At 65.6% G+C, this 13,282-nt stretch carries 15 protein-coding genes and 2 tRNA genes; 13 read left to right on the top strand and 4 right to left on the bottom strand.

The genetic code is table 11. The annotated features are described in order from the left end of the window. Positions 1 to 33: 33 nt before the first annotated feature. From C4S70_RS19310 to C4S70_RS05210, 6 genes are all read left to right on the top strand, one after another. Entirely contained in the window at positions 34 to 534 is a 501-nt protein-coding gene (locus C4S70_RS19310; protein WP_268807769.1) for an MFS transporter, read from the top strand. Further along, positions 471 to 1,340, top strand: a complete 870-nt coding sequence (locus C4S70_RS05190; RefSeq protein ID WP_268807770.1) for an MFS transporter — start codon at positions 471 to 473, stop codon at positions 1,338 to 1,340. The genes C4S70_RS19310 and C4S70_RS05190 overlap by 64 nt, the downstream gene beginning before the upstream one ends. A 95-nt stretch (positions 1,341 to 1,435) precedes the next feature. Next, positions 1,436 to 1,510 (top strand) — tRNA-Gly (locus tag C4S70_RS05195). A 148-nt stretch (positions 1,511 to 1,658) separates the two neighbouring features. Continuing rightward, positions 1,659 to 1,733: transfer RNA gene (locus C4S70_RS05200), tRNA-Gly, on the top strand. A 103-nt stretch (positions 1,734 to 1,836) separates the two neighbouring features. Next, positions 1,837 to 2,433 (top strand): 2-hydroxychromene-2-carboxylate isomerase, encoded by a 597-nt coding sequence (locus C4S70_RS05205; protein ID WP_104007059.1) that lies wholly within the window; start codon positions 1,837 to 1,839, stop codon positions 2,431 to 2,433. A gap of 99 nt (positions 2,434 to 2,532) precedes the next feature. Then, positions 2,533 to 3,021, top strand: coding sequence for a DUF2244 domain-containing protein (locus C4S70_RS05210; RefSeq protein ID WP_104007060.1), 489 nt, complete (start codon positions 2,533 to 2,535; stop codon positions 3,019 to 3,021). Between the two features lie 72 nt (positions 3,022 to 3,093). On the opposite strand, the gene C4S70_RS05215 is transcribed toward C4S70_RS05210, so the two are convergent. Beyond that, entirely contained in the window at positions 3,094 to 3,570 is a 477-nt protein-coding gene (locus C4S70_RS05215) for a GatB/YqeY domain-containing protein (protein WP_104007061.1), read from the bottom strand. Positions 3,571 to 3,796: 226 nt separating this feature from the next. Between C4S70_RS05215 and carA the strand changes: the two genes are divergently transcribed. Continuing rightward, positions 3,797 to 4,963, top strand: coding sequence for a glutamine-hydrolyzing carbamoyl-phosphate synthase small subunit (carA, locus tag C4S70_RS05220; protein ID WP_104007062.1), 1,167 nt, complete (start codon positions 3,797 to 3,799; stop codon positions 4,961 to 4,963). A gap of 91 nt (positions 4,964 to 5,054) precedes the next feature. Continuing rightward, positions 5,055 to 6,923 (top strand): glycosyltransferase, encoded by a 1,869-nt coding sequence (locus C4S70_RS05225; RefSeq protein ID WP_104007063.1) that lies wholly within the window; start codon positions 5,055 to 5,057, stop codon positions 6,921 to 6,923. Positions 6,924 to 6,932: 9 nt separating this feature from the next. Here the strand turns inward: C4S70_RS05225 and C4S70_RS05230 are convergent, their stop codons facing one another. Then, on the bottom strand, positions 6,933 to 7,583 hold the full coding sequence (locus C4S70_RS05230; protein ID WP_104007064.1) for a GntR family transcriptional regulator: 651 nt from the start codon (positions 7,581 to 7,583) through the stop codon (positions 6,933 to 6,935). A gap of 96 nt (positions 7,584 to 7,679) precedes the next feature. On the opposite strand from C4S70_RS05230, the gene C4S70_RS05235 reads away from it, so the two are divergent. The 3 genes from C4S70_RS05235 to C4S70_RS05245 all read left to right on the top strand — a co-directional run bounded on the left by C4S70_RS05235 (position 7,680) and on the right by C4S70_RS05245 (position 9,906). Beyond that, on the top strand, positions 7,680 to 8,324 hold the full coding sequence (locus C4S70_RS05235; protein WP_104007065.1) for a pyrimidine 5'-nucleotidase: 645 nt from the start codon (positions 7,680 to 7,682) through the stop codon (positions 8,322 to 8,324). Between the two features lie 99 nt (positions 8,325 to 8,423). Further along, a complete protein-coding gene (locus C4S70_RS05240) occupies positions 8,424 to 8,627 on the top strand; it encodes a hypothetical protein (protein ID WP_104007066.1) in 204 nt (67 codons plus the stop codon). Between the two features lie 82 nt (positions 8,628 to 8,709). Next, positions 8,710 to 9,906 carry a UbiH/UbiF family hydroxylase gene (locus tag C4S70_RS05245; RefSeq protein ID WP_104007224.1) on the top strand — a complete coding sequence of 399 codons (1,197 nt, stop codon included), beginning with the start codon at positions 8,710 to 8,712 and terminating at the stop codon, positions 9,904 to 9,906. A gap of 28 nt (positions 9,907 to 9,934) precedes the next feature. Here C4S70_RS05245 and lpdA read toward each other — a convergent pair whose 3' ends face one another. Then, complete coding sequence (lpdA, locus tag C4S70_RS05250; RefSeq protein WP_104007067.1) at positions 9,935 to 11,329, bottom strand: dihydrolipoyl dehydrogenase; 1,395 nt, start codon at positions 11,327 to 11,329, stop codon at positions 9,935 to 9,937. Positions 11,330 to 11,564: 235 nt separating this feature from the next. Between lpdA and C4S70_RS05255 the strand changes: the two genes are divergently transcribed. Continuing rightward, the gene (locus C4S70_RS05255) at positions 11,565 to 12,026 is read left to right on the top strand and encodes a c-type cytochrome (protein ID WP_104007068.1); all 462 of its coding nucleotides are present in this window, start codon (positions 11,565 to 11,567) and stop codon (positions 12,024 to 12,026) included. A gap of 12 nt (positions 12,027 to 12,038) precedes the next feature. After that, positions 12,039 to 12,929, top strand: coding sequence for a cytochrome c (locus C4S70_RS05260; protein ID WP_104007069.1), 891 nt, complete (start codon positions 12,039 to 12,041; stop codon positions 12,927 to 12,929). 51 nt (positions 12,930 to 12,980) lie between these two features. On the opposite strand, the gene C4S70_RS05265 is transcribed toward C4S70_RS05260, so the two are convergent. Continuing rightward, positions 12,981 to 13,277, bottom strand: coding sequence for a hypothetical protein (locus tag C4S70_RS05265; RefSeq protein ID WP_104007070.1), 297 nt, complete (start codon positions 13,275 to 13,277; stop codon positions 12,981 to 12,983). Positions 13,278 to 13,282 lie beyond the last annotated feature (5 nt).

Here is a 13,282-nt window from a genome sequence, read left to right on the forward strand (position 1 = left end):
GGGTCGGGCATCCCTGTCGGGAACGCGACAAGGTTGGCAATCGAAATGCGCAAGGCAGGCGGACCGAAACCGCCGGGGCTGCGCCACCGGATCATGGCCGGGTTCATCGGCAATGTGGTCGAATGGTATGACTTCGCGCTTTACGGCTATCTCGCCGGCGTCATCGCGCCGGTATTCTTTCCCTCGGACAATCCCACTGCCGGGCTGATCGCCACCTACGGCATCTTTGCCGCGGGGTTCGTCATGCGCCCGCTCGGCGTGGCAGTCTTTGGCTGGTTCGGAGACCGCTATGGCCGGGCACGCACCATGCAGATCTCGGTGACGATGATGGCCCTGCCCACGCTGCTGCTGGGCCTTCTGCCGTCATACGCATCCGCAGGCATGCTGGCCCCGGTTCTTCTGGTGCTGGTGCGCATGATCCAGGGGCTTTCGGTGGGGGGAGCGAGTTTTCGTCATCTGTCACCTACCTCGTGGAAACAGCGCCCGACGGCAGGCGCGGCGTCACCGGCAGCTGGGCCAATGTCGGGTCGATGACCGGATCGCTTCTGGGCGTGGGCGCGGCGGCGCTGGTGGCGAATTTTCTGGATGCGCAGGCGCTGCATGACTGGGGATGGCGCCTGCCGTTTCTCGGCGGTAGCCTGTTGGGCGTAACGGCGATCTGGATTCGGCGGAACCTGCATGATTCGCGCCGCTTCGCCGAACATCACGCTCAGCGCGAGGAAACCTCGCCGCTGCTCGAAGCCTTCACCACCAACCGGCGCGAGACGATCCTGGCCCTGATCTTTGCCGCCGGATACGGCACCTGCTATTACATCGCCTTCGTGTTTCTGCCCGAATGGCTGACGGACCGGCACCTGATGGCGCGCGGCACGGCACTGGCCATCAATACCGCGGCGACGCTGGCGATCATTCCGCTGATGCCGCTATTTGCGATCGTCGGGGACCGCTGGCTTCCCCGTCGCACATGGATCGCCCTGGCAATTCTAGTGCTCGCGGTGCTGGCGGTGCCGCTCTATCTGTGGATGCTGGATTCGGGTGGATCGCTTGCCTCGGTGGTGGTCGCGCATGCCGCATTCTTCGGACTGCTCGCGGTGCCGCTGGGCTCGGCCCCCGCCCTGTTCGTGGAAATGTTCCCGGAACCCGACCGCCTGTCGGGATATTCCGTGGCCTTCAATGTCGGGGTGGGCGTGTTCGGCGGGATGACACCGATGATCTCCACCTCGCTCATGGCATGGAGCGGATCGGACATCGCACCCGCGATTCACTTCACCGTTGCCGCAGCTATTGCGATCCTTGCCCTGGCGCTGACCCCGGACCGAAGCCGCGACCCGCTGCGGTAAGCGTTGCAATGCCCCCCGAGATTTTCCACCCATCTGCGATTTTTCCTCTTGCAGCGTCCGGCGGATCTTTATATCTGACGGCTCACCCAATGGATGCGGGCGTAGCTCAGGGGTAGAGCATTACCTTGCCAAGGTAAGGGTCGTGAGTTCGAATCTCATCGCCCGCTCCAGAAACTCTCCGAAATCTTCGACCATCGTGTGGCGCGCCGCCGCGCTGCCCTGACGCGCGCAACGACATGTCAACATCGTGGAATTGGGCGCGAGTTTCCTCTTGCAGCCGCCGACGATTCTGGGTATCTCCCGCCTCACCCAACGGATGCGGGCGTAGCTCAGGGGTAGAGCATTACCTTGCCAAGGTAAGGGTCGTGAGTTCGAATCTCATCGCCCGCTCCAGAAACTCTTCAGACAGATGGATACAGCGCACCGATGCGCTCTTGGTGATCTGCGCCGCCTGTTCTAACGTGACCGCAGATCCGGTTCGCGAAGGAGCGTCCCCATGCCTCAGATCGACTTCTGGTATTCGATTGGCAGCACTTACACGTTTCTGACGGTGATGCGCCTGCGCGACTACGCCGAATCGCATGGGGTGCGGGTGAACTGGCGGCCCTTCGACGTGCGCCGCATCATGATCGAACAGAACAACATTCCCTTTCGGGACAAGCCGGCCAAGCGCGCCTACATGTGGCGCGACATCGAACGCCGGTCCGAGAAATACGGCCTGCATGCGCGCCTGCCCGCGCCCTATCCCATCCGTGACATGGCGCTGGCCAACCAGGTGGCGATTCTGGCCATGCGCGAAGGCTGGGGGGAACATTACACGATGGAAACCTATCGGCTGTGGTTTCGGGACGGTCTGCCGGCGGGCGAGGATCCCAACCTGTCAGAGGCGATCTTTCGCTGCGACCGCGATCCCATGGCCGTGATAGAACGGGCCAAGACCGAGGAAATCGTTCAGGCGCTGGAGACCGAAACCGATCACGCCCGCGATCTGGGCATATTCGGTGCGCCCAGCTTTACCGTGGATGGCGAACTGTTCTGGGGCGACGACCGGCTTGAGGACGCGGTCAGCTGGGCCAGGTTCGGCCACGTCTGACCCCGATTGAGACAAACGCGCGCACTCCGCGCGGGGCTCTCTCGACAAAACATGGAGCAATGCTGCATCTTTGCTCGGCCCAAGCATTGCGAGCAGCCCATGCCCTATTCATGGATCGAAAACGCCGCCGACGCCGATACGCGCGAATTGCATCTCTGGCCGCATCAATCCATGTCGCCGGGGGGCTTCGTGTTCTTCGTTGCGGCGACCTTTGCGCTGATTTCGCTTCCGCTGCTGATGGTGCTGGGATCGGTGGTACTCTGGGGGCTGCTGCCCTTCGTTCTGGTCGCGCTGGGCGGCATGTGGCTGGCCCTGAAGCGGAATCAGCGCGATGCGCAGGTGATCGAGGTGCTGACGCTGACCCCGCACCGCGCGCGGCTGGTACGGCACAATCCGTCCGGAGAGGCGGAGGAATGGGACTGCAACCGATACTGGGCCGCCCCGGAACTGCACGCATCCGGCGGGCCAGTTCCCAATTATGTCACGCTGCGCGGATGCGGGCGCACCGTCGAAATCGGCGCGTTTCTGTCCGAGGACGAACGAATTTCGCTCTATGAGGAACTTGTCAGTGCCTTGCGGCGCGAGTGACATACGGCACCGCGCATCATTGATTGTCTGCGACGCGCCCCGCCCGGATCACCCCCCGGTCCGGCGCCCAGATCAGCACTGGCCGCTGGCGGCGCAAAGCTGTTCCTTGACCAGCGGGCCGACCTTGCCGAAATCCATCCGGCCGGCATACTTGCCCTTCAGCTCGGCCATCACCTTGCCCATGTCGCGAATCGACCCCGCGCCGGTCGCCTCGACCGCGGCGCGCACGGCGGCCTTGATCTGCTCTTCGTCGAGCGGTCTGGGCAGGAACTCCTGGATGATCGCCACCTCGGTGCGCTCGCGCTCGGCCAGATCGAGCCGCCCGCCCTCTTCGTAGGCGCGCGCGCTTTCCTGCCGCTGCTTTACCATTTTTCCAAGAATCGCAAGTATTTCGGCATCGCTCACGCCGCCTTCGCGCCCTTCGCCACGGGCCGCGATGTCCTTGTCCTTGATCGCTGCGTTGATCAGGCGCAGCGTGGACAGCCGCGCGGCGTCCTTGTCCTTCATCGCCTGTTTCAAGGCTTCGGCTACTCGGGTTCGCAAGTCCATCTTTCGTCCATCCCCATGGCACCTGAACACGGGACATTACCGAATTGGCGTCGCTCGCACAACCGGGCCGGGACGCAGCGCGGGCCTCTCCAACCCGACACGGAAAGCCCGCGATCGTGCCGGCAGACCCCATCGAAAGGGTGCGGGCGGTGCGGTCTTGACCGCCCACCGCGTTGACCGTAGGTATCCGGCGATTTGCCGCCCAGCCCAGCCCCGGAGAGTCGCCATGGCCCAGACCGCCCCGACCAAGCCCACCGCATGCCTGGCCCTTGCCGATGGAACTGTCTTCTATGGCAAGGGATTCGGCGCCACGGGACAGACGGTGGCAGAGCTGTGCTTCAACACCGCGATGACCGGGTATCAGGAGATCATGACCGATCCCTCCTATGCCGGGCAGATCGTCACCTTCACCTTTCCCCATGTCGGCAATGTGGGCGTGAACCCCGAGGATGACGAAACCGCCGACCCGGTTGCCGAAGGCATGGTGGTCAAGTGGGACCCGACCGAACCGTCGAACTGGCGCGCGACCGAGGATCTCAAGACCTGGCTGGCGCGGCGTGGCCGGATCGCCATCGGCGGCGTGGACACCCGCCGTCTGACCCGCGCGATCCGCCAGCAGGGCGCGCCGCATGTGGCGCTGGCCCACGACCCCGACGGAAATTTCGACCTCGAGGCGCTGGTCGCCGCGGCGCGCGGTTTCGCGGGGCTCGAAGGCATGGACCTCGCGAAAAAGGTGACCTGCGCGCAAGGCTATCGCTGGGACGAGATGCGCTGGGCCTGGCCGGACGGTTACAGGCGGCAGGAAAACCCGGTGCACAAGGTGGTGGCGCTGGACTATGGGGCCAAGCGCAACATCCTGCGCTGCCTGGCCAGCGTGGGCTGCGACGTGACCGTTCTGCCGGCCACCTCGACCGCGGCCGAGGTGCTGGCACATGACCCCGACGGCGTGTTCCTGTCCAACGGCCCCGGCGACCCGGCGGCCACCGGCGAATATGCCGTGCCGATGATCCGCGAAATCCTCGACAGCACCGATCTGCCGGTCTTCGGCATCTGCCTGGGCCACCAGATGCTGGCGCTGGCGCTGGGGGCGAGGACGGTCAAGATGAACCACGGCCACCACGGCGCCAACCACCCGGTCAAGGATCTGGAAACCGGCAAGGTCGAGATCACCTCAATGAACCACGGTTTCGCCGTGGATGCCCAGACGCTGCCCGCGGGCGTGGTGGAAACCCATCGGTCGCTGTTCGACGGCTCCAACTGCGGCATTCGCATGGTGGACCGTCCGGTCTGGTCCGTCCAGTACCACCCCGAAGCAAGCCCCGGCCCGCAGGACAGCTTTTATCTGTTCGAACGCTTCGCGGATGCCATGGCCCGGCGCAAAGCCGTCGCCTGACCCACCCGATTTTGCTTTTCACGGCAGTGTTTTAACCGACCGTTAACCTGTTTTACCAAAACCTGCGGTAGTCGCACAACGGACCCGCAGGATGCGTTCCCCACATCTTCAGGTTGTCTCTCAGAACCACTCAGCCGCGCCGAGGCTCTCGCAGCCGGCGCGGCTGGGACAAATCCTGGTCGAGGCGGGAGAGATCACCCAAGGGCAGCTGGTCCGTGCATTGGGGATACAGCTACGGCTGAATGCGCGGCTGGGCGAGATCCTGGTGTCAGAAGGCTGGCTGCGGGAAGAGGTGATCCTGGACGCCCTGGCACGGCAATTCGACACGATCCAGGTTGATCTGTCCGCGGAACCGCCCGACCCCGACCTGTGCCGCCTGATGCCCGCCGATTTCTGGCTCCGGCATCGCGCGCTGGCCTGGGCGCGGCACAATGGCGTCCTTCTGATCGCCACCGCCGACCCGGCCCGATTTGCCGCGGTCAAAGACGGTCTGTCGCGTCTGGGCGAAAAGGTTCGGCCCGTCATCGCAAGTGAAACGGGGATCCAGAAGGCCACGGCGGATGCTTTCAACGATCAGTTGATCGCGCGCGCCAGCGCCCGGGTCGAGCCGCGCCTGAGTTGCCGCACTTGGAGCGGCATGTCGCGGGCGGCGATGTTCGCGACCCTTGCCGCGGCTGCCGCCGTGCTTCTGTCTGCGCCGGCGGCGGTGTTCGGCGGGCTGTTGCTGCTGGCTTTCGGAACGCTGGCGCTGTTCTGCTCGTTGCGCATAATGGGCGGCCTTGCCCGGATGGCGGCCGGCCTCACCGCGCCCGGTGCCGATGCCTGCGTTCGCCTGCCGCGGGTTTCGGTTATGGTGCCGCTCTTCCACGAACAGGAAATCGCCGGAGCCTTGCTGAAACGGTTGCAGAGACTCACCTATCCCAAGGCGCTGCTGGACGTGGTCCTGGTGCTGGAAGAAAAGGACGACATCACCCGCGAGGCGCTGGCGCGGACCAAGCTGCCCCATTGGATACGGGTGATCGAGGTGCCCGAGGACGGCCCCCTGACCACCAAGCCCCGGGCAATGAATTACGCGCTGGACTTCTGCAAGGGCGAGATCATCGGCATCTGGGATGCCGAGGACGCCCCCGAACCGTCGCAGATCGAAAAGGTGGTTGACCGTTTCGCCAATGCCCCGCCCGAGGTCGTTTGCCTGCAGGGTATTCTCGATTTCTACAATCCGCGCAGCAACTGGCGGGCGCGCTGCTTTACCATCGAATACGCCAGTTGGTTCCGCGTGCTGCTGTCCGGCATCGCGCGGCTGCGGCTGGTGGTGCCGCTGGGCGGGACGACGCTGTATTTTCGCCGCGACATTCTGGAACAGCTCGGCGGCTGGGACGCGCATAACGTGACCGAAGACGCCGATTTGGGCGTGCGGCTGTGCCGCGCGGGCTATCGCACCGAGATCATCGACACCACCACCTTCGAAGAGGCCAACCACCGCGCCTGGCCGTGGGTGCGGCAGCGGTCGCGCTGGCTCAAGGGGTTCATGGTGACCTATCTGGTGCACATGCGGAACCCGCTTGGCCTGTTTCGGGATCTGGGCGCATGGCGTTTCTTCGGATTTCAGGCCTTCTTCCTTGGCACGCTGGGGCAGTTCCTTCTGGCGCCAATCCTGTGGTCGTTCTGGCCCGTGGCCTTCGGTCTGCCGCATCCAGCCGCGGACATCCTCCCCGGCGGGCTGCTGGAGCCGATGTTCACGCTGATGATCGCGGCCGAGGTGGTGAACCTGTGCGTCGGGATCTCTGCCGTCTGGGCAAGGGAACGCCGCTTCCTGCTGCCGTGGGTGCCGGCGATGGTGCTCTACTATCCGCTGGGGGCCCTGGCAGCTTACAAGGCGCTGTTCGAACTTTGCTGGATCCCCTTTTACTGGGACAAGACCCAGCACGGCCAGGCCGAGGCCGACCTGCCGGGCCATTGACCCGCCAACTCAGCTCCGTTCCCGTTTGTTCGCGTCCTGCTTCAGCCGGGTGACAAAGGCCGCCGAGATATGATCGTGCAATGCCTTGGCCGCCGCCTCTTCGTCGCGCCGGGCGATGGCGTCCACGATCGCGCGGTGTTCCTGCTGCGCCAGTTCCCCCCGCCCCTCGACCGCCAGCGATGTCGTCGCCATCAGCGCCATGGTCCGATGCACCAGTTTCAACTGCTGCACCAGATAGCGGTTGTGCGATGCCAGATGGATCTGCTCATGGAACCGCCGGTTGGCACGGCTCAACGCCTGCGGATCGTTCACCAGCGCGTCGTCTTCCTGCACCATTTCCTGCAGGACGCGGATCTCTTCCTCGGTCGCGTGACGCGCCGCCAGCCGGGCGGCCAGCGCCTCGAGCTCGCGACGGACGACATAGAGTTCGGCCATCTGGTTGTGGTCGAGCGCGGCAACGAACAGCGACCGCCCGTCGCGTTCCAGCAGGGATTGCGTCTCGAGCCGCTGCAACGCCTCGCGCACCGGGGTGCGGGACATTCCGAACTGCTCGGCCAGATCGCTTTCCACCAGCCGGTCGCCGGGGCGAAACTCGCCCCTGTCGATGGCCTCGAGGATGAGGCTGTAGGCGTCGTTCTGCGGGGGTTTGTTCACGTTCATGGGCTGTGCTCTTTCTGCCCGCCTGTGTATCCGCCGCGCGGGCCGGCGATCAACCCCGCCGTTGCAAGATGCGCGGAACTGTCCTAGACCGGCGGCATGGTGAAGGCGGACTTTTCCCATGTCGAACACTGGGTGTTCGATCTCGACAACACGCTCTATCCGCCGCAGGCGCGCCTGTTCGACCAGATCGAGCTGCGGATGACGCGGTTCGTGATGGAGGCGCTGGGAGTTGCGCGCGACGAGGCCGACCGCCTGCGCCGCCGCTACTGGCAGCTCTACGGCACCACCCTGGCGGGGCTGATGCATGAACACGGCGTGGACCCCGCGCCCTATCTGACCGAGGTGCACGACATCTCGCTGGACCATCTGGACCCCGACCCCGACCTGGCCGAGCGGATCGCGCAACTGCCGGGCCGGCGGATCGTCTATACCAACGGATCCGCCCCCTATGCCCGCCGCGTGCTCGAGGCGCGGGGCCTGTCGGAGGTCTTCGACGCCGTCTATGGGGTCGAGCATGCGGCGTTTCGCCCCAAACCCGAACGCGCCGCCTTCGAGGCGGTCTTCGCGCTGGACGGCATTCAACCTCGCAAGGCCGCTATGTTCGAAGACGACCCCCGCAACCTGGCCGCCCCGCACGCGATGGGGATGCGCACCGTTCACGTCGCGCCGCAGCCGCACGAGGCCGACCACATCCATCACCATACCGACGACCTGGCGTCCTTTCTGAACCGCCTGACCTGACGGGAAGGCGGCTTGCCGCGCCTGCGACATTCCGCGCGTTTCAAACCTGCAGGAAGGCCCTTAAATCGCCGGCTCCTCCTCTCAATCAAGGATACCGACATGACCGACATTGCCTCCGCCAACCTGTCCGGCGATCACGCCGAGCCGACCGATGGAACCGGCTTTTTCTGGGCGTTCGTCATTCTGCTTCTGGCCGCCTGGGCCGGTTCGATCGCCGTGCTCGGCGTGCCGGGCATCGTGCTGCCGGCGCTGGTGCTGGTGCCCGTGACGTGGGTGATCATCGTGCTTCTGACCTGGGGCTGACCGGCCCGCATGTCGCAGGCGCCGCTTGGCGCTTGGATCGGATCGCGCCGCGGCTTATGGTCCGCCGCGAAAGGAAAAGGCGATGATGCGTGACTGCGACATTCTGATCTCGGGCGGCGGCATCGCGGGGCTGACCGCGGCCGCCGCATTCGGCGCTGCGGGGTTCGACGTGATCTGCGTGGATCCCGACCCGCCCATCACCGAACGCGACGTGGACGGGTCCGACCTGCGCACCACCGCGTTCCTGCAACCGGCGCAAGAGCTTCTGGACCGCTGCGGCCTGTGGGCGCGGCTGGCCGACCACGCGGCGCCCCTGCAGATCATGCGCATCGTCGATGCGGGAGGCGAAACGCCGGAGCCCCGCGTGGTGCGCGATTTCAACGCCGCCGACATCTCGGACCGGCCGTTTGGCTGGAACCTGCCCAACTGGCTCTTGCGGCGCGAGATGGTGGCGCATCTGGCCACCCTGCCCAATGTCGATTTCCGCCCCGGCACCGGCACCAATTCGCTGTTCACCCGCGAGATCGAGGCGCGTGTCGGGCTGACCGACGGCTCGCGCATTCGCGCCCGTATGGTGGTCGCGGCGGATGGCCGCAACTCGCCCATGCGCGAAGCCGCCGGGATCGGCGTGCACACGCTGCGATACGGGCAGAAGGCGCTGGCCTTTGCCGTCACCCACCCGATCCCGCATGACAACGTCTCGACCGAGATCCATCGAAGCGGCGGGCCGTTCACGCTGGTGCCGCTGCCGGACCACGACGGCCAGCCCTCCTCCGCCATCGTCTGGATGGAGCGGGGGCCGCGGGCGCTGGAGCTGCTGAACATGGAGCCCGACGCCTTCGAGCAGGCCATGACCGAACGCTCCTGCGGGCTGTTCGGACCGCTCAGGCTGGCCTCGCGCCGGACCATCTGGTCGATCATCAGCCAGCGGGCCGAACGGCTGGCGGGCCAGCGGCTGGCGCTGATCGCCGAGGCCGCGCATGTGGTGCCCCCCATCGGCGCACAGGGGCTGAACATGTCGCTGCGCGATCTGGCGACGCTGCTGGATCTGGCACAGGCACGGCCCGAGGGCCTGGGCGACGCGGCGATGCTGGAGGCCTATCACAAGGCTCGGATCCGCGACGTGGAACTGCGGGTCTGGGGTATCGACCTGCTCAACCGGACCTCGATGGCCTCGGCCCGGCCGCTGCGCGACATCCGCGCGATGGGGCTGAACGCGTTCTATTCCCTGCCCGTGGTGCGGCGGACGCTGATGGAAATGGGGCTGGGCGTTCACTGACGCCCGCCCCCTTTTTCTTCGCGCAATCTCAGATGTGAATCACACGACCGAAGGCGTCCAGCACGCTTTCGTGCATCATCTCCGACAGGGTGGGATGCGGGAACACTGCGTGCATCAGGTCTTCCTCGGTCGTCTCCAGCTGCCGGCCGATCACATAGCCCTGGATCATCTCGGTGACCTCGGCGCCGATCATGTGCGCGCCCAGAAGCTCGCCGGTTTTGGCGTCGAACACGGTCTTGACCAGGCCTTCGGGTTCGCCCAGCGCAATCGCCTTGCCGTTGCCGATGAAGGGGAAACGCCCGACCCTGACCTCGTATCCCAGTTCCTTCGCCTTCGCCTCGGTCAGGCCGACGCTGGCCACCTGCGGGTGGCAATAGGTGCAGCCGGGAATCGATTCGGGCTTGATCGGGTGGACCGTCTTGCCCGCGATCAGTTCGGCCACCATCACGCCTTCGTGGCTGGCCTTGTGCGCAAGCCACGGCGCGCCGGCGATGTCGCCGATGGCATAGAGCCCCTCGACCCCGGTGCGGCAGAATTCGTCGGTCACGACATGGGAGCGGTCGATCCGGACGCCCAGCGCCTCGAGCCCCAGCCCCTCGACATTGCCGACGATGCCGACGGCGGAAATCACGGTGTCGAATTCGTGCTTTTCCACCTTGCCGCCGGTTTCGATATGGGCGGTCACCTTGCCGCCTGCCCGATCCAGCTGCTTGACCATGGATTTTTCCATGATCTTCATGCCCTGCTTCTGGAAAGCCTTCTTGGCAAACGCGCTTATCTCGGCATCTTCCACCGGCAGCACGCGATCCAGCACCTCGACCACGGTGGTATTAGCGCCCAGCGTGTTGAAGAAGCTGGCGAATTCGATCCCGATCGCCCCCGAACCGATCACCAGCAGCTTTTTCGGCATCCGCGGCGGGGTCAGCGCGTGGCGATAGGTCCAGACCAGATCGCCGTCGGCCTCGAGCCCCGGCAGCTCGCGCGCTCTCGCGCCGGTGGCAAGGATGATGTTCCCGGCCGCGATCTCTTCGGTTCCCTTTTCGGTCTTGACGCTGACCTTGCCACGGGCCGGCAGGGTCGCTTCGCCCATGATCACGGCCACCTTGTTCTTTTTCAGCAGGTGCCCGACGCCCGCGTTCAGCTGTTTCGCCACCCCGCGCGACCGTTTCACCACCGCGTCGAGATCATAGCCGATCTTTTCGGCGGACAGGCCGAATTCCCCGGCCCGGTGCATCAGGTGGAACACCTCGGCCGAGCGCAAGAGCGCCTTGGTCGGGATGCAGCCCCAGTTCAGGCAGATGCCGCCCAGGTGTTCGCGCTCGACCACGCAGGTCTTGAGCCCCAGTTGCGCGGCGCGGATGGCGGCGACATAGCCGCCGGGGCCCGCGCCGATAACGATCAGATCAAAGGTTCGTGCTGCCATATGTCCCTCTCGGCCCAGGCGGTTCTGAAACTAGTTTAGCGTTAAACTATCTCTGCCGCCGCATCAATCGATTTCCCCTGCGTCATGCGCGCCGCGCAAGGCCGTCATTCGCTGTGCACGGGCGCAGGGACAGAGTGCATCAAATCAGACCTGTTCACAAAACCGCGATTTGACATGCCCGGCACGGCAACGGTCAACTGATCGGGCGAGTTATCGAATTTTCCGGGAGGATACCATGAAACCGTTGACCCTTTTCGCCGCCGTTGCAATCGCATTCTCGGCCCCAATGGCCTTGGCCCAGGACGGCCCCAGCGCACAGGAAAAGGCGCGGCAGGGGATGATGCGGATCATGGCTCTGAACATGGGCGTTCTGGGCGGCATGGCCAAGGGCGAAGTCACCTATGACGCCGCGCGGGCCCAGAAGGCCGCGGATACTCTGGTGGCGGTGTCGATGATAGACCAGAGCAACCTCTGGCCCGAGGGCACCGACAACGACAGTTCGATGCATACCGGCGCGCTGGCGGCGATCTGGGAGAAGCCGGACGACTTTGCCAAGGCATGGATGGCGTTCGGCGAGGCGGCCAAGGGCCTGCAGGCCGCGGCCGGCAACGGGCGCGAGGCATTGGGTCCGGCCATGGGCGGCGCAGGCAAATCCTGCAAGGGCTGCCACGAGATGTTCCGCGCCAAGCCGAAGTGATCCTCCGAAGACATGCGCCTGATTCGCTGGCTGATCGCCGCCGCCCTGCTGACCGGGGCGGCGTTCTGGTGGCTGACGGGGCCACGTCCGCTGCCTGATGACGCCACCGCGGACCTCGTGGGTGACGCCGGGAGGGGCGAAACCGTATTCTGGGCGGCGGGTTGCGCCAGTTGCCACGCCGCGCCGGGCGCCAAGGGCGCGGCCCGGCTGGTTCTTGCAGGCGGCTATCGCATCGAGAGCCCGTTCGGCACGTTCGTCGCGCCCAACATCTCTCCGTCGCCGCAGGGCATCGGCGGCTGGAGCACGCAGGATCTGGCGAACGCGCTGATCGCCGGGGTGTCGCCGGACGGTCGGCATTACTATCCCGCCCTGCCCTATACCACCTACACGCGGATGACGCTGCAGGACGTTGCGAACCTGAAGGCCTATCTGGACACCCTGCCCCCGTCCGATTCGCCCAGCGCGGCGCATGAGCTGGGCTTTCCCTTCAACGTCCGGCGCGGGCTGGGGCTGTGGAAAAGGCTGAACCTGTCGCCTGACTGGGTGCTTGAGGCCGGGGACGATCCGCAGTTGCGGCGCGGCCGCTACCTGGTCGAGGCACTGGGCCATTGCGCCGAATGCCACACGCCACGCGACGCGTTGGGCGGGCTGGACGTGGCGCGCTGGATGCAGGGGGCACCGAACCCCTCGGGCAAGGGCAGGATCCCGCCGCTGACGCCTGACAAGCTGACATGGAGCGCGGCGGACATCGCCTATTACCTGGAAACCGGATTCACGCCCGATTACGACAGCGCCGGCGGCGAGATGGCGCAGGTCGTCGAAAACCTCGCGCATCTGTCGGCCGAGGATCGCCTTGCCATCGCCGCCTATCTGAAGGCGTTGCCCGGTCCGGCGGCCGACTGAACGGCCCCGTCCAAGCCATGCGCGGTCCGGCGGCCCAGGACCTGTGACAGGTTAGCGGCGGCCGGCCCGCCCTCCCAGCGCCCGCCCCGCGACGCCGCCCATGATCGCCCCGAAAATCGCGGGAAAGACCAGCCCGGTCAGCGCGGCAAAGGGCACGAAGGCGGCTTGCTCTTCGCCGGGGCCGATCGTGGTGAGGTAGATCACCAGCAACAGAGCAACGGCGCCGATCGCGCCGAGAAGCCACAGCAGAAGCCGTACGCCGAAAAAGCGACCGAAGACCAACCCGGCGATGGCGCCCCCGATCAGCGCCACGAGCGGCAGATAGAGATAGATGGCCGCGATATTCATGGTCC

Source organism: Jhaorihella thermophila, from assembly GCF_900108275.1.
GTDB lineage: Bacteria > Pseudomonadota > Alphaproteobacteria > Rhodobacterales > Rhodobacteraceae > Jhaorihella > Jhaorihella thermophila.